The 20,311-nt window shown below is 73.3% G+C and carries 20 protein-coding genes; 5 read left to right on the top strand and 15 right to left on the bottom strand.

The features are described 5' to 3' along the window. Positions 1-139: 139 nt before the first annotated feature. Positions 140-2,686, top strand: coding sequence for an aminopeptidase N (pepN, locus tag AB0I41_RS07660; RefSeq protein ID WP_357103071.1), 2,547 nt, complete (start codon positions 140-142; stop codon positions 2,684-2,686). A gap of 157 nt (positions 2,687-2,843) precedes the next feature. On the opposite strand, the gene AB0I41_RS07655 is transcribed toward pepN, so the two are convergent. The 14 genes from AB0I41_RS07655 to AB0I41_RS07590 all read right to left on the bottom strand — a co-directional run bounded on the left by AB0I41_RS07655 (position 2,844) and on the right by AB0I41_RS07590 (position 16,197). Further along, positions 2,844-3,251, bottom strand: a complete 408-nt coding sequence (locus AB0I41_RS07655) for a DUF5130 family protein (RefSeq protein ID WP_357103069.1) — start codon at positions 3,249-3,251, stop codon at positions 2,844-2,846. Then, the gene (locus AB0I41_RS07650; protein ID WP_357103170.1) at positions 3,238-3,522 is read right to left on the bottom strand and encodes a hypothetical protein; all 285 of its coding nucleotides are present in this window, start codon (positions 3,520-3,522) and stop codon (positions 3,238-3,240) included. Before AB0I41_RS07650 ends, AB0I41_RS07655 begins: the two co-directional genes overlap by 14 nt. Positions 3,523-3,594: 72 nt before the next feature. Beyond that, positions 3,595-5,058, bottom strand: a complete 1,464-nt coding sequence (locus AB0I41_RS07645; protein ID WP_357103066.1) for an amidase — start codon at positions 5,056-5,058, stop codon at positions 3,595-3,597. 162 nt (positions 5,059-5,220) lie between these two features. Beyond that, on the bottom strand, positions 5,221-6,231 hold the full coding sequence (locus AB0I41_RS07640) for an amidohydrolase family protein (protein ID WP_357103063.1): 1,011 nt from the start codon (positions 6,229-6,231) through the stop codon (positions 5,221-5,223). Beyond that, entirely contained in the window at positions 6,231-6,755 is a 525-nt protein-coding gene (locus tag AB0I41_RS07635) for a 3-hydroxyanthranilate 3,4-dioxygenase (RefSeq protein ID WP_357103060.1), read from the bottom strand. Before AB0I41_RS07635 ends, AB0I41_RS07640 begins: the two co-directional genes overlap by 1 nt. After that, positions 6,748-7,179, bottom strand: coding sequence for a RidA family protein (locus AB0I41_RS07630; protein ID WP_357103057.1), 432 nt, complete (start codon positions 7,177-7,179; stop codon positions 6,748-6,750). Before AB0I41_RS07630 ends, AB0I41_RS07635 begins: the two co-directional genes overlap by 8 nt. A 61-nt stretch (positions 7,180-7,240) precedes the next feature. Then, positions 7,241-8,014 (bottom strand): fumarylacetoacetate hydrolase family protein, encoded by a 774-nt coding sequence (locus tag AB0I41_RS07625; RefSeq protein ID WP_357103054.1) that lies wholly within the window; start codon positions 8,012-8,014, stop codon positions 7,241-7,243. A gap of 55 nt (positions 8,015-8,069) precedes the next feature. Then, the gene (gene dmpG / locus AB0I41_RS07620; RefSeq protein ID WP_357103051.1) at positions 8,070-9,140 is read right to left on the bottom strand and encodes a 4-hydroxy-2-oxovalerate aldolase; all 1,071 of its coding nucleotides are present in this window, start codon (positions 9,138-9,140) and stop codon (positions 8,070-8,072) included. Next, positions 9,137-10,189: an acetaldehyde dehydrogenase (acetylating) gene (locus AB0I41_RS07615; RefSeq protein WP_357103048.1), complete on the bottom strand. Its 1,053-nt coding sequence runs from the start codon at positions 10,187-10,189 to the stop codon at positions 9,137-9,139. The genes dmpG and AB0I41_RS07615 overlap by 4 nt, the downstream gene beginning before the upstream one ends. Continuing rightward, positions 10,186-10,983 carry a fumarylacetoacetate hydrolase family protein gene (locus AB0I41_RS07610; RefSeq protein WP_357103045.1) on the bottom strand — a complete coding sequence of 266 codons (798 nt, stop codon included), beginning with the start codon at positions 10,981-10,983 and terminating at the stop codon, positions 10,186-10,188. Before AB0I41_RS07610 ends, AB0I41_RS07615 begins: the two co-directional genes overlap by 4 nt. Before the next feature lie 56 nt (positions 10,984-11,039). Beyond that, positions 11,040-12,521 carry a 2-hydroxymuconic semialdehyde dehydrogenase gene (locus tag AB0I41_RS07605; RefSeq protein WP_357103167.1) on the bottom strand — a complete coding sequence of 494 codons (1,482 nt, stop codon included), beginning with the start codon at positions 12,519-12,521 and terminating at the stop codon, positions 11,040-11,042. A gap of 20 nt (positions 12,522-12,541) precedes the next feature. Then, positions 12,542-13,879, bottom strand: a complete 1,338-nt coding sequence (locus AB0I41_RS07600) for an NAD(P)/FAD-dependent oxidoreductase (protein WP_357103043.1) — start codon at positions 13,877-13,879, stop codon at positions 12,542-12,544. A gap of 120 nt (positions 13,880-13,999) precedes the next feature. Beyond that, positions 14,000-15,280 (bottom strand): kynureninase, encoded by a 1,281-nt coding sequence (kynU, locus tag AB0I41_RS07595; RefSeq protein WP_357103040.1) that lies wholly within the window; start codon positions 15,278-15,280, stop codon positions 14,000-14,002. A gap of 14 nt (positions 15,281-15,294) precedes the next feature. Then, positions 15,295-16,197, bottom strand: coding sequence for a tryptophan 2,3-dioxygenase family protein (locus AB0I41_RS07590; protein WP_357103038.1), 903 nt, complete (start codon positions 16,195-16,197; stop codon positions 15,295-15,297). 147 nt (positions 16,198-16,344) lie between these two features. Between AB0I41_RS07590 and AB0I41_RS07585 the strand changes: the two genes are divergently transcribed. The 3 genes from AB0I41_RS07585 to AB0I41_RS07575 all read left to right on the top strand — a co-directional run bounded on the left by AB0I41_RS07585 (position 16,345) and on the right by AB0I41_RS07575 (position 18,261). Beyond that, complete coding sequence (locus AB0I41_RS07585) at positions 16,345-16,824, top strand: Lrp/AsnC family transcriptional regulator (RefSeq protein WP_357103035.1); 480 nt, start codon at positions 16,345-16,347, stop codon at positions 16,822-16,824. Positions 16,825-16,913: 89 nt separating this feature from the next. Then, complete coding sequence (locus AB0I41_RS07580) at positions 16,914-17,438, top strand: hypothetical protein (protein WP_357103033.1); 525 nt, start codon at positions 16,914-16,916, stop codon at positions 17,436-17,438. Between the two features lie 13 nt (positions 17,439-17,451). Then, positions 17,452-18,261: a class F sortase gene (locus AB0I41_RS07575; protein ID WP_357103030.1), complete on the top strand. Its 810-nt coding sequence runs from the start codon at positions 17,452-17,454 to the stop codon at positions 18,259-18,261. A 28-nt stretch (positions 18,262-18,289) separates the two neighbouring features. On the opposite strand, the gene AB0I41_RS07570 is transcribed toward AB0I41_RS07575, so the two are convergent. Next, positions 18,290-18,823 carry an HNH endonuclease gene (locus AB0I41_RS07570; RefSeq protein ID WP_357103027.1) on the bottom strand — a complete coding sequence of 178 codons (534 nt, stop codon included), beginning with the start codon at positions 18,821-18,823 and terminating at the stop codon, positions 18,290-18,292. 384 nt (positions 18,824-19,207) lie between these two features. On the opposite strand from AB0I41_RS07570, the gene AB0I41_RS07565 reads away from it, so the two are divergent. After that, on the top strand, positions 19,208-20,233 hold the full coding sequence (locus AB0I41_RS07565; RefSeq protein WP_357103164.1) for a mechanosensitive ion channel family protein: 1,026 nt from the start codon (positions 19,208-19,210) through the stop codon (positions 20,231-20,233). The last annotated feature ends 78 nt before the right edge of the window (positions 20,234-20,311 follow it).

Here is a 20,311-nt window from a genome sequence, read left to right as displayed (position 1 = left end):
GGAATGAGAGCGTGACCTCGACCACCGCGGGGCGTCGGTGCATGGAAGACTCGGCTCGGGCCGGCCGTCACGAGCGGCCGACTGGGCTGGCGCAGCCGCGAGGCGGCGAGAAGTGGGATGGAGACGAACAGTGCCGGGAGTGCGCAACCTGACCCAGGTGGAGGCCACCGAGCGGGCCCGCCTGCTGGAGGTGACCGGGTACGACATCAGCCTGGACCTGTCGACCGCCGTGCAGGCCGACGGCCGTACGTTCCGGTCGGTGACCGAGGTCCGGTTCCGGTGCGCCGAGCCGGGCGCGAGCACCTTCATCGAGGCCGCCGCCGAGTCGGTGCGTTCGGCGACGCTGAACGGGGCGCCCGTCGACCTCTCCGGCTGGTCGGCCGAGAAGGGCCTGGCGCTGTCCGGGCTGGCCGCCGAGAACGTCCTCGTCGTGGACGCGGACTTCGGGTACTCCAACAGCGGGCAGGGTCTGCACCGCACGGTGGACCCGGTCGACGGCGAGACCTACCTCTACAGCCAGTTCGAGACGGCGGACGCGCAGAAGGTCTTCGCCTGCTTCGACCAGCCCGACCTGAAGAGCGTCTACACCTGGCACGCCACCGTCCCGGAGCACTGGCGGGTGGTGTCCAACATGCCGGTCGAGCGCGAGGAGTCGGCCGGCGAGGCGCTCAAGACCGTCCACTTCGTGGAGTCGGCGCGGATGAGCACCTACATCACCGCGCTCTGCGCCGGGCCGTACCACGAGTTGCGGGACACCCACGACGGCATCGACCTGGGCGTGTTCTGCCGTGCCTCGATGGCGCCGCACCTGGACCCCGACGACCTGTTCCTGATCACCAAGCAGGGCTTCGACTTCTTCCACGAGCAGTTCGGGGTGCGCTACCCGCTGCCCAAGTACGACCAGCTCTGGGTGCCGGACTTCAACGCCGGCGCGATGGAGAACTTCGGCTGCGTCACGCACGCCGAGTCGCACTACCTGTTCCGCTCGCAGGTCACCGACTTCGAGTACGAGCAGCGGGCCAACACGATCCTGCACGAACTGGCGCACATGTGGTTCGGTGACCTGGTCACCATGCGCTGGTGGAACGACCTGTGGCTCAACGAGTCGTTCGCCGAGTGGGCCAGCCACTGGTGCAACACCCACGCCACCCGGTTCTCCGAGGCCTGGACGACCTTCCTGTCCATCCGGAAGAACTGGGGATACCGGCAGGACCAGCTCTCCTCCACCCACCCGGTCTACTGCGAGATGCCGGACCTGGAGGCCGTCGAGGTCAACTTCGACGGCATCACGTACGCCAAGGGCGCCAGCGTGCTCAAGCAGCTCGTCGCGTACGTCGGCGAGGAGCCGTTCCTGGCCGGCCTGCGGGCGTACTTCGGCAAGCACGCCTGGGGCAACGCCACCTTCGACGACCTGCTCTCCGAACTGGAGGCCGCCTCCGGCCGGGAGCTGCGCAAGTTCGCCGCGCAGTGGCTGGAGACCGCGCAGGTCAACACGCTGCGCCCCGAGGTGAGCGTCGGCGACGACGGGACGTACCAACGGGTGCTGGTCCGCCAGGAGGCGCCGGCGGGGCACCCGACGCTGCGCACCCACCGCATCGGCGTGGGGCTCTACGACCTCGCCGACGGCCGGCTGGTCCGCCGGGAGCGGGTCGAGGTCGACGTCACCGGCGAGCAGACGGAGCTGTCGGCGCTGCACGGCAGGCCCGCCGCCGACGTGCTGCTGCTCAACGACGACGACCTCACCTACACCAAGCTGCGGCTGGACGACCGGTCGATGGCCACCGTGGTACAGCACCTCGCCGGCCTGGAGTCCTCGCTGGCCCGCGCCCTGTGCTGGACGGCCGCCTGGGACATGGTCCGCGACGCGGAACTGTCCGCCCGCGACTACGTGGCGCTGGTGCTGGCCGGCCTCCCCGCCGAGACCGACATCAACCTGGTCACCGCCACCCTGCGCCAGGCAGGCACCACGCTCACCTTCTACGCCGACCCGGCCTGGGCGCCGACCGGCTGGGCGGAGCTGGCCCGTACCGCGAAGGCGGCGCTGTCCGCCGCCGAGCCGGGCAGCGGCTTCCAGCTCGCCTGGGCCCGCGCGTACGCCTCGGCGGGCCGGTCGCAGGAGGACCTGGCGACCCTGCGCGGCTGGCTGGACGGCAGCGGCGTACCGGCCGGGCTGGCCATCGACACCGAGCTGCGCTGGACGGTCCTGCAGTCGCTGGTGGCCAACGGGGCGGCCGGCGCCGCCGAGGTCGAGGCCGAGCTGGCCACCGACCGGACGGCCAGCGGCGAGCGGGAGGCCGCGTACGCGCACGCGCTGGTCCGGACCGCGGAGAACAAGGCGGCGGTCTGGGCACAGCTGACCGGTCCGGAGTCGCTGCCGAACTGGCGCAACCGGGCGCTGCTGCAGGGCTTCACCCACCCGGCGCAGGTGGAGCTCACCGCGCCGTACCGGGAGAAGTACTTCGCCACCGTGGGCCAGGTCTGGGCGCAGCGGGACAGCGAGCCGGCGCAGGAGTTCGTCCAGCTCGCCTACCCGGCGTACCTGGTCGAGGACGAGACGGTGGCGGCCACCGACGCCTGGCTGGCGCAGGAGGGGCACCCGGCGTCGCTGCGCCGGCTGGTCGCCGAGGGCCGCGACGGCGTGGTCCGCGCGCTCAAGGCCCGCGCGAAGGACGCCCGGAGCGCCTGACCACGGAGTACGCGGTCCGGGGCCGGCGCGGGTGGGAGCCCGCGCCGGCCCCGGATCGTCATGGACTCGACCCCGGTACGTGGCCGCATTGAGACGACTGACGAGAAGCCCGGCCCGCGCGAGGCGGACCGGGCTTCGTCGTGCGAGTGGGACGGGCTCAGCCCTTGCCGGCGTGGCTGGCGAGCTGGTCGAGGCCGATGATGATGCCGCCGGCCAGGTCGCCGCCGCCGAAGGCCGCCACCATGGACAGCGCGGCGAGCTTGGCGTACGTGTCCGGGATGCGCTTGCGCGCGTACCGGCCGGTGACCACCTCCAGCTGGCGCTGGTTGGGCGACACGGCGATCAGGACGGACTTGTCGGGCTCGGCGAGCTGGCGGTGCAGGCGCTCGGCGTGCCCGCGGATCGGCTCATCGAGGCCGCCCACGTAGACCGAGAAGACCAGGCCGGTGCCCTGGTCGGCCAGGCGGAGCGCCTCGTCGATGCGCAGCAGCTGGCGGGTCGAGAACGGCCCGTCCAGCACCTCGGGCGGGATACCCGTCCCGGCCTGCTTCTCACCAACGGTCACTTGCGCCTCCGGTTCCACCGGCCGGCGCCTCGACGCCGGCCTTTTCGAGCTTGTGGCTGGTCAGCGCCGGCGCCTGCGCGCCTGCGGCCAGGGCGGTACCGGCCGAGTCGGCCAGCTGCTCCGGACGGCCCAGGAACCAGACCGGGGTGAAGTCGAAGCGCCGGCCCGGCCGGTAGCGCCTGCTACCGCCGCCGCCGCGGCGGTTGGCGGCGAACACCAGCCCGACGATCACCAGCACCACCGCCGCCGGGATGCCGAGGAAGATCAGCAACGTCTCAGTGACAGACAATCCCAACGCCCCCAGGCGGAAAGAGAGACCAGAGCATCCGGGTCGGGTGGACGATCATGGCGCCGACCGCCCGACTCCGCTGCCTTTCACGTTAGCGGAGCCGACGCCCCGCCAGATTGCGGGGTGCCGATCCCACCCGTCACTACAGTTTTCCAGTTGCGCTGCGGTGGCGATGAGCCGGGCGTCGTCACCGTAGCGACCGGTCAGCAGCACCCCGACGGGCAGGTCCGTCGCGGTGCGCCCGACCGGTAGCGAGACGGACGGCTCCCCCGTCACGTTGAAGACGGCGCAGTACGGCGAGAACCGGCGCTGCCGGTCGAAATCGACGGCCGGGTCCGGGTCGGCGGTGAACCAGCCGACCGGTGCCTGCGGCGCGGCCAGGGTGGGGCAGAGCAGCAGGTCGCAGTGGGCGGTGCGGCGGGCGCCGAGGCGTACCTGGGCCTGGATCTCGCCGAGGGTGGCCATCAGCGCGCCGGCGCCGACGGCCGCGCCCCGGGAGCGGAGGAACCGGGTCAGCGGCAGCAGCTCGGACTCCCGCTCCGGCGGCACCGGGGCCAGCGCCAGCACGTACCAGAGGGTCTCGAAGAGCGGCCACACCGCGGGACCGAGCGGCCGGTCGACCTCGACCACCTCGTGGCCGGCCGCGGTGAGCGACGCTGCGGCCCGGTCCACCGCGGCGACGCAGTCGGGGTGGACCGGCTCGTCGGCGAGCATCGGAGCGTCGAAGCGCCCGATCCGCAGCCGGCCCGGCGCGGCCCGGCGGGCGACGGTGAGGTAGCCCCCGTCGGGTCGGGGCGGCGGCAGGTACGGCTCGCCGGGCACCGGCACCGCCATCGCGTCGAGCAGCGCGGCGACGTCGGCGACCGTACGCCCGATCGGGCCGTGGGTGGGCAGGCCGAACGCGCCGGAGCCGATCGGCCCGCCGGAGACCAGGCCGCGGCTCGGCTTGTAGCCGACCAGACCGCAGAGGGCGGCGGGGATGCGCAGCGACCCGCCGCCGTCGGAGCCCTGCGCGACCGGGACCAGGCCGGCGGCCACCGCGGCCGCCGCGCCGCCGCTGGAGCCGCCGGCGGTGTACGCCAGGTCCCACGGGTTGCGGGCCGGCGGCGCGACGAGCCCCTCGGAGTAGAGCGAGCAGCCCAGCTCGGAGGTGGTCGTCTTGCCGAGGCTGACCAGCCCGGCGGCGGCCATCAGCCGGACCACGTCGGCGTCGACGGGCGGGACGAAGTCGGCGAAGGCCGCCGAGCCGAACGTGGTGCGCACCCGGGCGGTGAGGGTCAGGTCCTTGATCGCGGTCGGTACGCCGTGCAGCGGGCCGCGCTGCGCGACCGGCACGGCGTCGGCGGCCCGGGCGGCGTCGCGGGCGCGCTCGGGCGTGACCGTGACGAACGCGCCGACGGTGTCGCCGAGCGCGTCCACCCGGGTCAGGTGGTGTTCGACGAGCTCCACGCTGGACAGCTCGCCGCGGGCGACGGCGGCGGCCTGCTCCAGCCCGGTCAGGTCGTGCGGCTCGGCCATCCCGTCATCCTGCCCGCTCGACGGCCGCTTGGCGGGACGACACGGCCGGTGGGGCCACCGGGGTCGGCGCCGACCGCGGGGCGTCAGGAGAGAGAGTGCCGGCGGGCGCGACCCACCCGGACCGGGGCCCGCCAACCTCGGTCAGCAGGTCGAACGCCAGTGTTATATACCCGGCCGGCCGAGGAACCGCAGGGCGTTGCCGCCGACCAACTTGTCGCGCTGCTCGGCGGTGAGGAAGTCGGCCTCGTGGACCACCCGCCCGACCGGCCGCTCCCCCAGCGGGTACGGGTAGTCGCTGCCCACCAGCACCCGGTCCGCGCCCATGGTGTCCACCAGCAGCCGCAGCGCGGCCGGGGCGAAGACCACCGAGTCGACGCTGAACCGGTCGGTGTACGAGCTGGGCGGCGCGGTCGACGCGCCGCGTACCAGGTCGCCGCGGCGGTGCCAGGCGTTGTCGGCGCGGCCCAGCCAGAACGGGAAGCTGCCGCCGCCGTGCGCGAAGCAGATCCGCAGCGTCTCCGGCACCCGGTCGAAGACCCCGCCGAGGATGAGCGCCAGCACCGACAGGTGCGTCTCGGCGGGCATGCCGGTGAGCCAGCGGGCCATCCACCGGTCCAGCCGGGGCCCGCCCGGCATGTCCCACGGGTGCACGAAGACCGGCGCACCCACCTCGGCGCAGTGGGTCAGGAACTGCACGATGCCGGCATCGTCGAGGTCGCGGTCGCCGACGTGGTTGCCGATCTCCACACCGACGTGCCCGGCCGCCAGGCAGCGGTCCAGTTCGGCGCAGGCCGCGTCCGGGTCCTGCAACGGCACCTGACAGAACGGCACCAGCCGATCCCCACCGGCGGCGGTGACCTCCAGGGTGAGGTCGTTGAAGATCCGGGCGACCCGCACCGCCTGATCGGCCGGGCGGTCGTAGGAGAAGAAGACCGGGGTCGGGGAGACCACCTGCACGTCGACCCCGTCGGCGGCCATGTCGGCCAGCCGGGTCGGCGCGTCCCAGCACTCCGCGCCGACCGGCCGGAACTCCGTCTCCCCCACCATGATCATGGCGGCGCGCTCCGAGTCCACCCGCAGCCAGGGCCAGCCGGACCCGCCGCACGCCGCGGCAAGGTCCGGCCACCCCTTCGGTACGACGTGCGTGTGCACGTCGACGACCGGTGGGCGCATCAGCCCCTGCCCGGGTGCAGCGCGCCACACCTGCCGCAGGTACGCGCCGACTCGTCGGCGTAGAACGCCTGGAAGACCGGGGGCAGGTCGGCGGCGATGTCGCGCACCTGCAACTCCACCTCGTGCAGCCTGTGCCCGCACTCCGGGCAGTACCACTGGAACTTCTCCAGCGTGCCCTCCTCGCGGACCCGCTCGACCACCACGCCGATCGAGCCGGCCTCGGGTCGCTGCGGCGAGTGCGGGGTGTTGCGCGGCAGCATCCACATCTGCCCCTCGCGCACGTGCACCGTACGCGGCCCCTCCGGGGTCACCAGGTTGATGTGCATGTTGCCCTTGACCTGGTAGAAGAACTCCTCGTACGGGTCGACGTGGAAGTCGGTGCGCTGGTTGGGCCCGCCCACCACCATCACGATGAAGTCGTCCCCGCCGGGGAACATCTCCCTGTTGCCCACCGGCGGCTTCAACAGGTGCTGGTTCTCCGCGATCCACCCCGGAAAACTGAACGGCTCGGCGATCTCACTCACGACTGACCTCCTTGGGGAGCAGAGCCACGGCCTGGATCTCGATCAGCAGGTGCGGGTGCGGCAGCTGGTGCACCGCCACCGTCGTCCGGGTCGGCCCGGACGCGTCGAAGAACTCCGCCCACACCTCGTTGTAACCACCGAAGTCGTTCATGTTGACCAGGTAGCTGGTGACCTGCACGAGATCGGACAGCTCGGCCCCGACCGAGCGCAGCAGGTCACGGACGTTCTCGATGACCGCCCGGGTCTGCACCCGGATGTCGAGGTCCGTCGTGCCGAACTCGTCCACGGACACACCGGCGAAGGTGTTGTCGGGCCGCCGCGACGACGTACCCGAGACGAAGACGAACCCGCCCGCGACCTTGACGTGCGGAAACGCCCCGCGCGGCACGGCCCTGCCCGCGACCACACGCGCCTCGCCACTCACGACCGACCACCACCCGGCGGCTGCGCGACGACCGGAACCCCCACCCGGACGAGGGCCGCGCTCATCGGACAGCCCGGAGAGAAGCAGTGCCGAGCTTTTCCACGACCGCGCGGACATGGGCACCGGGACGCAGCGGCACCGCGGCGGTGGCGGCACCGGCCAGGAAGACCCAGCCTTCGCGCAGCCGCACCCCGTGCCGGCCGGCGAGCCGGATGCCCTCGTCGAGCGCCCGGCGCGGGTCACCGAGGATCGCCGCCGTCGAGCCGACCTGCGCCACCCGCCCGTCGATCTCCAGCAGCACGCCCAGGTTGTCCAGCCCGTCCGGCACCGGCGACCACGGACCGACCACGAACGCCGCCGCCGAGGTGTTGTCGGCGACCACGTCCGGCAGGGAGAAGGTGAAGTTCGCGTAGCGGGAGTCGATCAGCTCGATCGCCGGGGCGACCGCGCGGACCGCGTCGGCGAACGAGCCGAGCGGCTCGCCCGGCTCGGGGAGGCGGTCCAGCAGGAACGCGACCTCCGGCTCGACGCGGGGATGGATGTAGTCGCCGACGTCGACCGTGCCGCCGTCGGGGACCCGCATCACGTCGGTGAGCCGGCCCCAGATCACCTCGTCCACCCCGACCTGGGCCATCTTGGCCTTGCTGGTCAGCCCCATCTTCAGCCCGACCAGCCGCTCGCCCCGGTCCAGCCGACGCTGCACCAGCGCGGTCTGCACCGCGTACGCCCCGTCGACATCGAGGCCGGTCTCGGCGGCGAGCTGCGGGATGGCCGTGGCGGTGTCGGCCGCCGTACCGAGCTGCTCGGCGATGCCCGCCGTGTCCACGCCGATCACGGTGTCGCCTTCGTTCGCGACTGCGGGGCTCGCAAACCCGGCTCACTCCTCACGCTCACGCTGCCCCCTCCTCGCGCCGACCCGCCAGGTCCAGCGCCACGTCCACGATCATGTCCTCCTGGCCGCCGACCATCCGCCGCCGGCCCAGCTCGACCAGGATCGAGCGGACGTCCACCCCGTACTTCGCCGAGGCACGCTCGGCGTGCCGCAGGAAGCTGGAGTAGACCCCGGCGTACCCGAGGGAGAGCGTCTCCCGGTCGACCTGGACCGGGCGGTCCTGGAGCGGACGGACGACGTCGTCGGCGGCGTCCATCAGCGCGAAGACGTCACAGCCGTGCTTCCAGTCGTGCAGCTCGGCAACCGCGACGAAGACCTCCAGCGGCGCGTTGCCGGCCCCGGCGCCCATCCCGGCCAGCGAGGCGTCCACCCGGACGGTGCGGCCGTGCGGGGCGTCCGGGCCGGCCGGCGCGGCGCCGGCGATCCGGCCGTGCTCGACGGCGACCACGCTGTTGGCCACCCCGAGCGACAGGTTGTGGTGGGCGTGGATGCCGATCTGCGTCTGCGGCTCCAGCACCTGCCGGTACGCGTCGACCCGCTGCGCCACGTCGGACATCAGCAGCCGGCCGCCGGAGTCGGTGACGTAGACGCAGTGCGCCCCGTACGACTCCATCAGCTTGGCCTGGGCGGCCAGCCCCGCCGGGTCGTTCATGTGCGACATCATCAGGAACCCGGAGACGTCCATGCCGTTCTCCCGGGCCCAGGAGATGTGCTGGGCGGAGATGTCCGCCTCGGTGCAGTGGGTGGCGATCCGGACGCTGGTCACCCCGAGCGCCTTCGCCGCCCTCAGGTCGGCGATCGTGCCGATCCCGGGCAGCAGCAGGGTGGTGAGCTTCGCGTTCGTCATCACCTCGGCGGCGGCGGAGATCCAGTCGGCGTCGCTGGCCGCGCCGTGGCCGTAGTTGACGCTGGAGCCGGCCAGGCCGTCGCCGTGTGCCACCTCGATCGCGGCCACCCCGGCGGCGTCCAGCGCGGCGGCGATGGTGCGCACCTGGTCGACGGTGTAGCGGTGGGCGATGGCGTGCATGCCGTCGCGCAGCGTCACGTCCTGGATGTACAGGTCGGTCACGCGATCCCCCCGTTGTTCGCGGCTGCGGGGCTCCGCTCCGCTGCGCTCCTCGCGCTCACGGGCACCCCCTTCGCGGCTCGCAGAGCCACCAGCCGTTCCGCGGTGCGCAGCGCGGCCGAGGTCATGATGTCCAGGTTCCCGGCGTACGCGGGCAGGTGGTGCCCGGCGCCGGAGACCTCCAGGAAGACCGAGACCTGCCACCCGACCAGGTGCCGCCCGAGCGACGGCACGTACGTGTCGACCCGGTCGAACTGCACGTCCTGCTTGAGCCGGTAGCCGGGGACGTACTCCTGGACCGTGGCCACCATGTCGGCGACCGAGGCGGCGATCGCGGCCCGGTCGGCGTCGGCGTCCGGGCAGAGGCAGTAGACGGTGTCGCGCATCAGCAGCGGCGGGTCGGCCGGGTTCAGCACGATGATCGCCTTGCCGCGCTCCGCGCCGCCGACCACCTCGATCGCCCGGGCGGTGGTCTCGGTGAACTCGTCGATGTTGGCCCGGGTGCCCGGCCCCGCCGACCTCGAGGCGATCGAGGCGACGATCTCCGCGTACGCGACCGGGGTGACCCGGCCGACGGCGGCGACGATCGGCACGGTGGCCTGCCCGCCGCAGGTGACCATGTTGACGTTGCTCTCGTACAGGTGCTCGTCGAGGTTGACCGGCGGCACCACGTACGGGCCGACGGCCGCCGGCGTCAGGTCGACCACCGTCCGGCCGTGCGCCCGCAGCACGGCGTCGTTGTACCGGTGCGCGCCGGCGGAGGTGGCGTCGAAGACCAGCGCCACGTCGGCGAACTCGGGCATCGCGACAAGACCGTCCACGCCCCCGGCGGTGGTGGCCACGCCGAGCCGCCGGGCCCGGGCCAGGCCGTCGGACTCCGGGTCGATGCCGGCCATCGCCACCATCCGGAGGCTTGCCGGCGAGCGCGAGGAGTGCAGCGAAGCGGAGCCCCGCAGTCGCGACCCGACAGCGTCATCGCCGAGCCGCAGCACCTTGATCATCAGATCGGTGCCGATGTTGCCGGACCCGATCACCGCCACCCCGGTAGTCATGCCCCGACCTCCTTGGAGAAACACGTCCGCACCGACCCGAGCCCGGAGATCCGCGCCTCGTACGCGGCACCCGGGGTCACCGGCACCATCGGGCCGAGCGCCCCGGAGAGCACCACGTCGCCCGCGCGCAACGGGTCCCCGGCCCGGGACATCGTCCGCACCAGCCACTCCAGCGCGTGCAGCGGATTGCCGAGGCAGGCCGCCCCGGCGCCGACCGAGACCGGCTCGCCGGCGTGCTCCAGCACCATCCCGCACAACCGCAGGTCCACGTCAGCGAGCCGGCGGGGCGTGGTGCCGAGCACGAACATCCCGCTGGAGGCGTTGTCGGCGACGGTGTCCACGATGGAGATGTCCCAGCCGGCGATCCGCGAGTCGACGATCTCGATGGCCGGGAGCACGTGGTCGACCGCCCGGAGCAGGTCGGCGGTGGTGACCCGCTCGTCGGTCAGGTCCGCGCCGAGCACGAAGGCGATCTCCGCCTCCACCCGGGGCTGGAGCAGGCGGCCGATCGCCACCTCGACGCCGTCCCCGACCGCCATCGCGTCGGTCAGCACCCCGAAGTCCGGCTGGAAGACGCCGAAGCTCTCCTGCACCGCCCGGGAGGTCAGCCCGATCTTCGCGCCGACCCGGCGCTCGCCCCGGCCCTGCCAGGCCCGCGCCTGGAGCTGCTGCACCCGGTACGCCGACTCGACGTCCCCCTCCGGCAGCAGCCGCCCACGCAGCGGCGGGCAGGGTTTCCCGCTGCTGCGGGCCTCGGCCAGCTCCCGGTTCGCCGCTTCGATGTCCGCCCTCATGCCCGCTCCTCGCTGCGCCCGGCCCCGCCCGGGCACCGTACCGATTCCTCGCCCGGTCACGACAGGTCCACGCAGACGTTCGTGAGTTCGGAGTAGAAGTCCAGCGAGTGCACGCCGCCCTCGCGGCCGATGCCCGAGGCCTTCACCCCGCCGAACGGGGTGCGCAGGTCCCGCAGGAACCAGGTGTTGACCCAGACGATACCGGCGTCCAGCCGGGCTCCGGCCCGGTGCGCCCGGCCGACGTCCCGGGTCCACACCGTCGCCGCCAGGCCGTACTCGGTGCCGTTGGCCAGCGCGTACGCCTCGTCCTCGTCGTCGAATCCGGCGACGTGCACGACCGGGCCGAAGATCTCCTCGGTGTTGGTCCGTGCCCGCGGGCCGAGCCCGGTCAGCACGGTCGGCTGCACGTACGCCCCGCCGTCGCGGGCGTCGCCGAAGCGCGGCACCCCGCCCCCGGCGAGTACCTCGGCGCCCTCGGCCCGGGCCAGGTCGTAGTGGCCGAGCACCTTGTCCCGGTGGGGGTGCGAGATGAGCGGCATGTTGACGGTGGCCTCGTCGGCCGGCCACCCGTACGCCAACTCCCTGGCCCGCCTGGCCAGCCGGGCGGTGAACTCCTCGAAGACCGGGCGCTGCACATAGATCCGCTCGGTGCAGAGGCAGACCTGCCCGCCGTTGGTGAAACTGGACCGCACCGAGCCGGCCACCGCCGCCTCCAGGTCGGCGTCGGCGAAGACCAGCCCGGCGTTCTTGCCACCCAGCTCGAAGGAGACCGCCTTCACCCCGTCCGCGGCGGCCCGCATGATCGCGCCGCCGGTGGCGGACTCGCCGGTGAAGGTGATCGCGTCGACGCCCGGGTGCCGGGTGAGGAACTCACCCGCCGAGTCCGGGCCGAAGCCGTGGACCAGGTTGAACACGCCGTCCGGGACGCCGGCGGCGGCCATCACCTCGGCCAGCAGCGTCGCCGAGGCGGGAGTCTCCTCGCTGGGCTTGACCACCACGGCGTTGCCGCAGGCCAGAGCCGGGGCCAGCTTCCAGGTGAGCAGCAGCAGCGGCAGGTTCCACGGGACGATCACGGCGACCACGCCGACCGGCTTGCGGACGGCGTAGTTCAGCGCCCGGCCACCGGCCGGGGTGACCGTGGTGAACGACTCGGTCGGGGCGGTCGCCACGATCTCGGCGAAGGCCCGGAAGTTCGCCGCGCCGCGCGGGATGTCCAGGGTGCGGGCCTGCGAAATGGCCTTGCCGGTGTCGGCCACCTCGGCGGTGACCAGGTCGTCGAAGCGCCGTTCCAGCTCGTCGGCGACCCGGCGCAGCACCTCGGCCCGTTCCCGCTCCCCCATCCGGCCCCACGGCCCGCGCAGCGCCGCCCGGGCGGCTGCCACCGCGTCGTCCACGGTGGACCGCGACGCCTCGACCACCTCGAAGACCGGCTCGCCGGTCACCGGGCTGCGCTTGGTGAAGCGCCGTCCCGCGTCGACGAACTCGCCGCCGACGAAGTGGCGCAGCAGCCCCGGCCCGTCCGGCGCGCTCCCGGCCATCAGTCGCGCGTCCCAGAGCGTCATCCGCGCCTCCCCCGGCCGATCGCCGCACCCACCGCGCCGGCCAGCAGCGCCAGCCCGCCCGCGGCCACCGCACCCGCCACCGCGTACTGGCGCCGCACCCGGCGGCGCACCTGCGCGTACGGGGTGGTGGAGAAGGAGACCAGCTCGTACTGCGAAACGTACCGGCCGGGCAACGCCCGTTCCAGCGCGTGCTCGATCCGCCTGCGGGTCTGGAACACCGGCGAGGCGACCTTGTCCCGCATCTCCACGAAGTTGGCCAGCGCCATCCGGGCGATCGCCTCGGCGTTGTCCTGCCGGCGCCGCTGGTAGAGCGGCAGCGCGGCGGACCAGTCGTCGTCGCACTCGTCAAGGCAGCGGTCCAGCTCGACGACGTCCTCGAAGGCGCAGTTGGCGCCCTGGCCGTAGAACGGCACGATGGCGTGCGCCGCGTCGCCGAGCAGCGCCACCCTGCCGCCGACCTGCCACGGGGCGCAGCGGACCGTGCCGAGCACCCCGACCGGGTTGTGCTGGTAGTCGTCGACCAGGTTCGGCGCGAGCGGGATCAGGTCCGGGTAGTGGGTGGCGAAGTGCCGCTCGATCGCCGCCGGGCTGCCCAGCGACGCGAAACTGGCGGTGCCGTGGGTGGGCCAGAAGAGCGTGCAGGTGAACGAGCGGTCCGGGTTGGGCAGCGCGATCATCATGGAGGTGCCGCGCGGCCAGATGTGCAGCGCCGCCGGGTCGAGGGCGAACTCCCCGCCGAGCGGGGGGATGGTCAGTTCCTTGTAGCCGTAGTCGAGGAAGTCCAGGCTCTCGGTCAGCACGCCGTACCCGAGCAGCTGCCCGCGCACGGCGGAGCCGGCGCCGTCCGCGCCGAGGACGACCGACGCGGTGGCCGTGACCTTGCCCTGCGGGGTCTCGAAGGTCATCTCGCCGTCGGCCGGGTCGAGGCCGACCAGCCGGTGGTCGAAGGCGATCCGCACCCCGGGCAGCTCGGCGGCGGCGGTGAGCAGGGCGTTGTTCAGCGCGCCCCGGCTGATCGAGTTGATCGCCCGGTCCCCGGAGCCGCTGTACGACTGGAACTGCGGCTCGCCGGCGACCGGGTGGATCATCCGGCCGCGCATCGGCAGGGCGTCGGCCATCACCTGCGCGTCCAGCCCGATCCGGCGCAGCGCGTCCAGGCCGCGCTCGGAGAGCGCCAGATTGATCGACCGGCCGCGCTCGACCCGCCCGCTCCTCGGGTCCGGCCGCCGCTCGTAGAGGGCGACCGGGTAGCCGCGCCGGGCCAGGAAGCAGGCCAGCAGGCAGCCGGCCAGGCCGGCCCCGACCACCGCGATCTCGTCGCGTTCCGCGCTCATCTGTGCCTGCCTTTCGTTCGCGACTGCGGGGCTCGCAAACCCGGCTCACTCCTCGCGCTCACGGGTGCCTGCCTTTCGTTCGCGACTGCGGGGCTCGCAAACCCGGCTCACTCCTCGCGCTCACGGGTGCACCTCGGAAACCGTCGCGGCCAGCGCGTCGGCGACCCGCCAGCAGTCGTGGTACGTGGAGTAGAGCGGCACCGGGGCGAACCGGACGATGTCAGGCTCCCGGGCGTCGGCGATCACGCCGTGCTCGTGCCGCAGCCGCTTGGTCAGCTCGGCGGCGCTGCCGGTGCCGATGCGCACCGAGAGCTGGCAGCCCCGCCGGGCGGGGTCACGCGGGGTGACCACGGTCAGCGGACGGCCGGGGGCCACCTCGTCGAGCAGCCGTTCCAGGAAGCCGGTGAGCCGGAGGCTGCGCTCCCGCAGGGCCGGCATGCCGACGCTGTCGAAGAGCTCCAGCGAGGTGCGCACCGGACCCATCGCGAAGATCGGCGGGTTGGAGATCTGCCAGGCTTCCACGGTGGCCGGCGGCCGGGAGACCGGGGTCATCTCGAACCGGGTGGTGGCCTCGGTGCTCCACCAGCCCTCGAAACGGGGCAGTCGGGGATCGCCCAGGTGCCGCTCGTGGACGAAGACCCCGCCCAGGGCGCCGGGCCCGGAGTTGACGTACTTGTAGGAGCACCAGGCGGCGAAGTCGACGTCCCAGTCGTGCAGCGCCAGCGGCACGTTGCCGGCGGCGTGCGCCAGGTCCCAGCCGACGATCGCGCCGGCGGCCCGGCCGGCGGCGGTGACCGCCGGGATGTCCATCAGCTCGCCGGTGAGGTAGTTGACCCCGCCGAGCAGCACCAGCGCGACCCGGTCGCCCTCGGCGGCCAGGTAGTCGGTCACGTCCTCGGTGCGCAGGGTGTCCTCGCCGGGGCGCGACGTCAACCGGACCACCGTGGCGTCCGGGTCGAGGCCGTGGAAGCGGGCCTGGCTGCGCACCGCGTAGCTGTCCGAGGGGAAGGCGCTGTCCTCGATGACGATCCGGGTCCGCTCCCCGGCCGGCCGGTAGAAGCTGACCATCAGCAGGTGCAGGTTGACCGTCAGGGAATTCATCACCACGGTCTCCGCGGGCCGGGCGCCGACCAGTCGTGCGGCGGACGCGGTCAACAGCTCGTGGTACGGCAGCCACGGCCGTTCCGCCTCCAGATGCCCCTCGACGCCGAGCCGGCGCCAGGCGTCCAGGTCGGCGAGGAGTTCCGCGCGGGTGGCCCGGGGTTGCAACCCGAGGGAGTTGCCGGCCAGGTAGGCCGCCTCCGGGTAGCGGCCGCCGTCGGCGGGCGGCACGTGGAAGAGGTGACGGTGTCCGGGGTCGGCGGCGTCGAGGCGGTGCGCCTCCTGCTCCGAGATCGGCATGTCCTGCTCCCTGTTCACATCGCGGTCCGGGCCGACCACAGCTCCGGAAAGACCACCCGGGCCATGCTGCGTTGCAGCCACGCCAGCCCGGCGGAGCCGCCGCTGCCGACCTTCGCGCCCATGGTGCGCTGCACCGCCTTGACGTGGTTCCACCGCCAGTCACCGAACTGCTCGGCCACCTCGGTCAGCGCCTCGCCGAGCAGGCGGAGGTGGTTCTGCGGTCCGCCGTCGTCGTAGATCTCCACCCAGGCCGCCTCGACCGACGGGTGCGGCCGGTGCTCGACGGCGACGTCCCGGTTCAGCAGGTCAGCGGGGAGGTCGTGGCCGTGCCGGGCGAGCAGGGCGACCACGTCGTCCCAGAGGCTCGGCACGGCGAGGGCGGCGACCAGCTCGTCGTGGACCTGCTCCTGACGGCGGAACGGGCGGATCAGCGCCGGGTCGCGCAGGCCGAGCAGGAACTCCAGGTGCCGGTACATGGCGGACTGGAATCCGGAGCCCTCGCCCAGCAGGTTGCGGAACCGGTTGAAGTCGGCCGGGGTCATCCAGCGCAGCCCGCGCCAGGCGGCGTTGAGCCCCTCCAGGTGCATCGCGGCGCGGCGCAGCGGCGCCAGCGCCTCCCACACCCGGTCGGCGCGCAGGTCCCGCTGGGCCTGGCGCAGCTCGTGGCAGGTCAGCCCGAAGTAGAGCTCCATGATCTGGCTGACCATCAGGAAGGACATCTCGCCGGGGTCCGCGCTGAGCGGCTGTTGCAGGGTGTGCAGGGTGCTGGCCTGCACGTACGCGTCGTAGGGCACCCGGTCGGCGAACTCCAGCGTGGGCTCGCCGCCGTTGCGGGCCGCCCGCGCGGTGCGCTGCTGCGGGGTGACCGGGCGCACCGCGGCGGTCCGGGTGGGCACCCGCAGATCCGTCTGATCCACCTTCTCGTCTCCTCCGTGAGCCGGGTGACGACATGATGCCCCGGTCACGACGGCGTACGGAATGCCGATTCGACGGCGATCCCGGGTGATCGCCTTTGGCGTGGAAGGCTCTTCTGCCGTTCGGCTTAAAGAGGGTAAGGTCCACGCGTGGACGAGATGGACTGGGCCCTGCTGCGCGAGCTGCAGACCGACGCGCGGCTGTCGTTCAGCGAGCTGTCCCGACGGGTGCACCTGTCCCCGCCGGCGGTGGCCGAGCGCGTCCGCCGGCTGGAGGAGTCCGGCGTGATCACCGGCTACCACGCCCACGTGGACCTGGCCCGGGCCGGCCGCGGCGTGGTCGCGCTGATCCGGATGTCCTGCTACGGCTCGCGCTGCATCCTGCACGACCCGGACGTCGCCGGCTGGCCGGAGATCCGGGAGGTTCACCGGATCACCGGCGACGCGTGCAGCATGCTCAAGGTCGCCACCGGCTCGATCACCGACTTCGAGGCGGTCATCGACCGGCTCGCCCCGTACGGCCAGCCGTCCAGCACGATGGTGCTCTCCACCCCGCTGGACTGGCACCCGGTGACCCCGCTGCCGCCCTCGCCGACCGGGAGGCCGGCGCCGGGCGTTCGCCGCCGCTGAGCCGACCGGGTTTGCCCCCCGGCGAGCGGGAATGCAGAGCCGGACACCCGTCGCAGGATTCCGGCGCACGTGGCCGGGAGGGGAGAATCATGCGGGGGCTCAACGCGTACCATCGTGCCTTTTCCGCCGTTCTGGCGATGTTCGCCCTGGTCGCGGCGTTCGTGCTGGCAACGGTCTCGCCGGCCCGGGCCGGGGAGAACACCTTCGTCGAGGTGACGCCCAACACCGCGCAGGCCGGCACCCGGGTCAACATCCGGGCCAGCTGCGACAACGCCAACAACCAGCAGGCCACCGTGCAGTCGGACGCCTTCGGCCGGGTGGTGCTGCGGCCGGACAACGGCTTCCTCACCGGGGCGGTGACCATCCCGGGCAACAAGCAGCCGGGCGACTTCCCGGTCGACCTGCGGTGCGCCAACGGCAACACCGCGTCGACCATGCTGACCGTGCTGAACATGGCCCAGCCGAGCAAGGGCCCGGCGACCGGGGGCGGCGGCACCGCCGGTGACCGGGGCATGGGTTCGCTGCTGCTGGTCGGTGGCCTTGCCGTGGTGGCCGTGGTGGCCGGGCTCGGGTTGTTCGGCGGGAGCCGTCGGCGGGCCGGGACCGGCTCCTGACCCCCACGTCGCCATGACCCGCGCACGCAGACGTACGCCGCAGTCGGGTCGGGACCGGGTCCGCGCCGCGGCCCGGCTGGCGGCCCGCGCGGCCGGCCGCTTCCGCCGGGTGGCCGGCCAGGCCTTCACCGCCAGCGTGACCACCGCCGACCCGGTCGCCCACGCCCGTCCGGTACGGCCGGCGGCGCGCCGGACGGCCCTGCGGGGCCGGGGGCCGGGCGTCCCGGTCATGGTGATCGCCACCCTGATGGCGCTGATCGTCGCGATGCTCGGCGTCGAACAGGTGACCGGCCTCAGCCTGCTGCCGGACCGCTTCATCGCCGGCCTGCGCCCGCCGCCGAAGAAGTTCCCGGTGCTGTCGGAGAGCCCGCCCACCCAGATCGCGATCTCGCGGATCGACCTGCGGGCCCCGGTGCACGACGTCGGGATCGCCGCAGACGGCAGCATCGGAGTGCCCGACGCCACCCGGGCCCAGGAGGCCGGCTGGTACGACCAGGGCCCCACCCCCGGCCAGTACGGCCCGGCGGTGATCGTCGGGCACGTCGACACCACCACCGGCCCGGCGGTCTTCCACGGGCTCCGGGACCTGCGCGACGGCGACACGGTCGAGGTGACCCGAGAGGACCGGAAGGTGGCGGTCTTCGAGGTGAACCACGTGCAGCGCTACGGCAAGGAGGCCCTGCCGGTGGACGAGATATTCGGCGACTTCAGCCGGCCCGGCCTGCGACTGATCACCTGCGGCGGCCGGTGGGTGGGCGGCGAGACCGGCTACGCCGACAACGTGGTGGTGTACGCCTCGCTGGTGAAGGCGCGCGACCAGTGACCGGACGGGCCGGCGGCCGACGTCCGACTCAGGCGGCCTCGGGCTCGCGCAGGTCGAGCCAGTCCGCCCAGCGCGGGTCGGGCGCCCGGTGGCCGAGCACCCGCCAGGCCGTGCCCCTGGGGGCGGCGGGTGGGGAGTGCAGCCGCCAGCCCAGCTCGGCCGGGGTCTTGTCGCCTTTGGTGTGGTTGCACCGGGCGCAGGCGGCGACCACGTTCTCCCAGGCGTGCCGGCCACCCCGGCTGCGCGGGAAGACGTGGTCGATGGTCTCGGCCGGACCCCGGCAGTAGGCGCAGCGCCAACCGTCCCGGGCGAAGATCGCCCGCCGGGAGAGCCCGACGTGGGTGCGGTACGGCACCCGGACGAAACGGGTCAGCCGGACCACCGAGGGCACCGGGAGCGCGTCGCGGGCGCTGTGCAGGACGCCGTCGCCGTCGGCGACGCAGACCGCCTTGGCGGAGAGCACGAGGATGGCGGCGCGACGCACCGACACGACACACAGCGGCTCGTAGGTGGCGTTGAGAACCAGCGCGCCGGAGCCCACCGTGGGTCGTATGTCAGGCATCGTGCTCACCCTCCCGGTCCAGCCGCTCCCACCGCTGGCCGCGCCGGCCGCGCCCCGCGCAGCGGGGAACCACGGCCGACACCGGCGGGCTCACCGACGTCCGTTGCGCCAATCGTCCCTGATAAGACCCCGGATTGCACGTACTAATCCAGGGTCCCTCGTGAAGCTCTTTCGGCACGGGGGAAGATGCCCGGTTCGCGTCCGGTGATCGCGGGGGCGCCGCGCGGACCGGTCGCCGGGTGGGTCGGCGGTGGCCGGCCATCCCGCTTGCGGTACGAAAGCAGGGTGAGTACCTTCCGCCGGTTGCCTGCCGCCCTGTCCGCCGCCCCGGATCCGAGCGCCTCCCCGAGCGCCGACTGCCAGGGCAGCGCGTCCTGCGAGTGGGTGTTCAACGTGACCGGCTCGGGCTGGTTCGCCGAGGGCAGCTACTGGATCCTGCTCAAGCCCCTGCGGGTGGTGCTGATCCTGCTGCTGGCCCTGGTGGCCCGCTGGGCGCTGCACCGGACGATCAACCGGCTGGTCCGCACCACCACCCAGGGGGCCGTGCCCACACTGCTGCGCCCGCTGCGCGAGCGGGTGCCGACCGCCTCGCTCGACCCGACCGAGTTCGTCCCCGAACGGCGCCGGCAGCGGGCCGAGGCGATCGGGTCGGTGCTGCGCAGCCTGGTCACCGCCTTCGTCTTCGGCATCGCACTCCTGATGATCCTGCGCGAGTTCAGCTTCGACCTGGCCCCGTTGCTCGCCAGCGCCGGCATCGCCGGCGTCGCGCTCGGTTTCGGCGCACAGAGCCTGGTGAAGGACCTGATCGCGGGTCTGTTCATGCTCATTGAGGACCAGTACGGCGTCGGCGACACGGTGGACCTGGGTGAGGCGACCGGGGTGGTGGAGTCGGTGGGGCTGCGGGTCACCACCGTCCGCGACGGTCGCGGCGTGCTCTGGTACATCCGCAACGGCGAGATCGTCCGGGTGGGCAACAAGAGCCAGGGCTGGGCCCTGGTGGTGGTGGACCTGCCGATCGGCTTCTCCGGCACCGAGGAGGCGATCGCCGTGCTGCGTACCGCGGCGGCCTCCGTGGCGCTGGACCCGGAGCTGGCGCCGGAGATCGTCGAGGCGCCCGAGGTGCTGGGCGTCGAGCAGATGACCGTGGACGGCGCGGTGATCCGGACGGTGGTCAAGACGACCGCGGACGGGCAGTTCGCGGTGGGTCGGGAGCTGCGCCGCCGGCTGGCCGAGGCGCTGGAGAACTCGGGCATCACCGCGAAGATCGCGGCCGCCCGGCTCTACCCCGGGCTGCCGCAGGCGGGCGGGCTCGGCCCGGCCGGCGCGCTCGGCATCGTGGGTGCGCCCGGCACCGTGGGCGCGCCCGGCACCGTGGGTGCGCCGGGCACCGGCCAGGGTGGGGCCACCTGACCTGCGGTCAGGGCCACTTCGCCGTGAACCGAAATCTGGGGGTCGCGGACCGCGCGGCCCCTCGGGTATCGTCCGTTC

The organism is Micromonospora sp. NPDC050200, from assembly GCF_040656135.1.
Classification (GTDB): Bacteria; Actinomycetota; Actinomycetes; order Mycobacteriales; family Micromonosporaceae; genus Micromonospora.
The sequence above is the reverse complement of the archived record's forward strand: the minus strand, read 5'-3'. Positions and strand labels throughout refer to the sequence as shown.

Bases quoted from the DNA above. Each gene is read 5' to 3' on its own strand.
- AB0I41_RS07610 (WP_357103045.1), bottom strand. From the start codon at position 10,983: ATGAGGGCGGACATCGAAGCGGCGAACCGGGAGCTGGCCGAGGCCCGC.
- AB0I41_RS07615 (WP_357103048.1), bottom strand. From the start codon at position 10,189: ATGACTACCGGGGTGGCGGTGATCGGGTCCGGCAACATCGGCACCGAT.
- AB0I41_RS07605 (WP_357103167.1), bottom strand. From the start codon at position 12,521: ATGGCCGGGAGCGCGCCGGACGGGCCGGGGCTGCTGCGCCACTTCGTC.
- AB0I41_RS07640 (WP_357103063.1), bottom strand. From the start codon at position 6,231: ATGCGCCCACCGGTCGTCGACGTGCACACGCACGTCGTACCGAAGGGG.
- kynU (WP_357103040.1), bottom strand. From the start codon at position 15,280: ATGCCGATCTCGGAGCAGGAGGCGCACCGCCTCGACGCCGCCGACCCC.
- AB0I41_RS07575 (WP_357103030.1), top strand. From the start codon at position 17,452: ATGACCCGCGCACGCAGACGTACGCCGCAGTCGGGTCGGGACCGGGTC.
- AB0I41_RS07580 (WP_357103033.1), top strand. From the start codon at position 16,914: ATGCGGGGGCTCAACGCGTACCATCGTGCCTTTTCCGCCGTTCTGGCG.
- AB0I41_RS07570 (WP_357103027.1), bottom strand. From the start codon at position 18,823: ATGCCTGACATACGACCCACGGTGGGCTCCGGCGCGCTGGTTCTCAAC.
- AB0I41_RS07600 (WP_357103043.1), bottom strand. From the start codon at position 13,879: ATGAGCGCGGAACGCGACGAGATCGCGGTGGTCGGGGCCGGCCTGGCC.
- AB0I41_RS07645 (WP_357103066.1), bottom strand. From the start codon at position 5,058: ATGGCCGAGCCGCACGACCTGACCGGGCTGGAGCAGGCCGCCGCCGTC.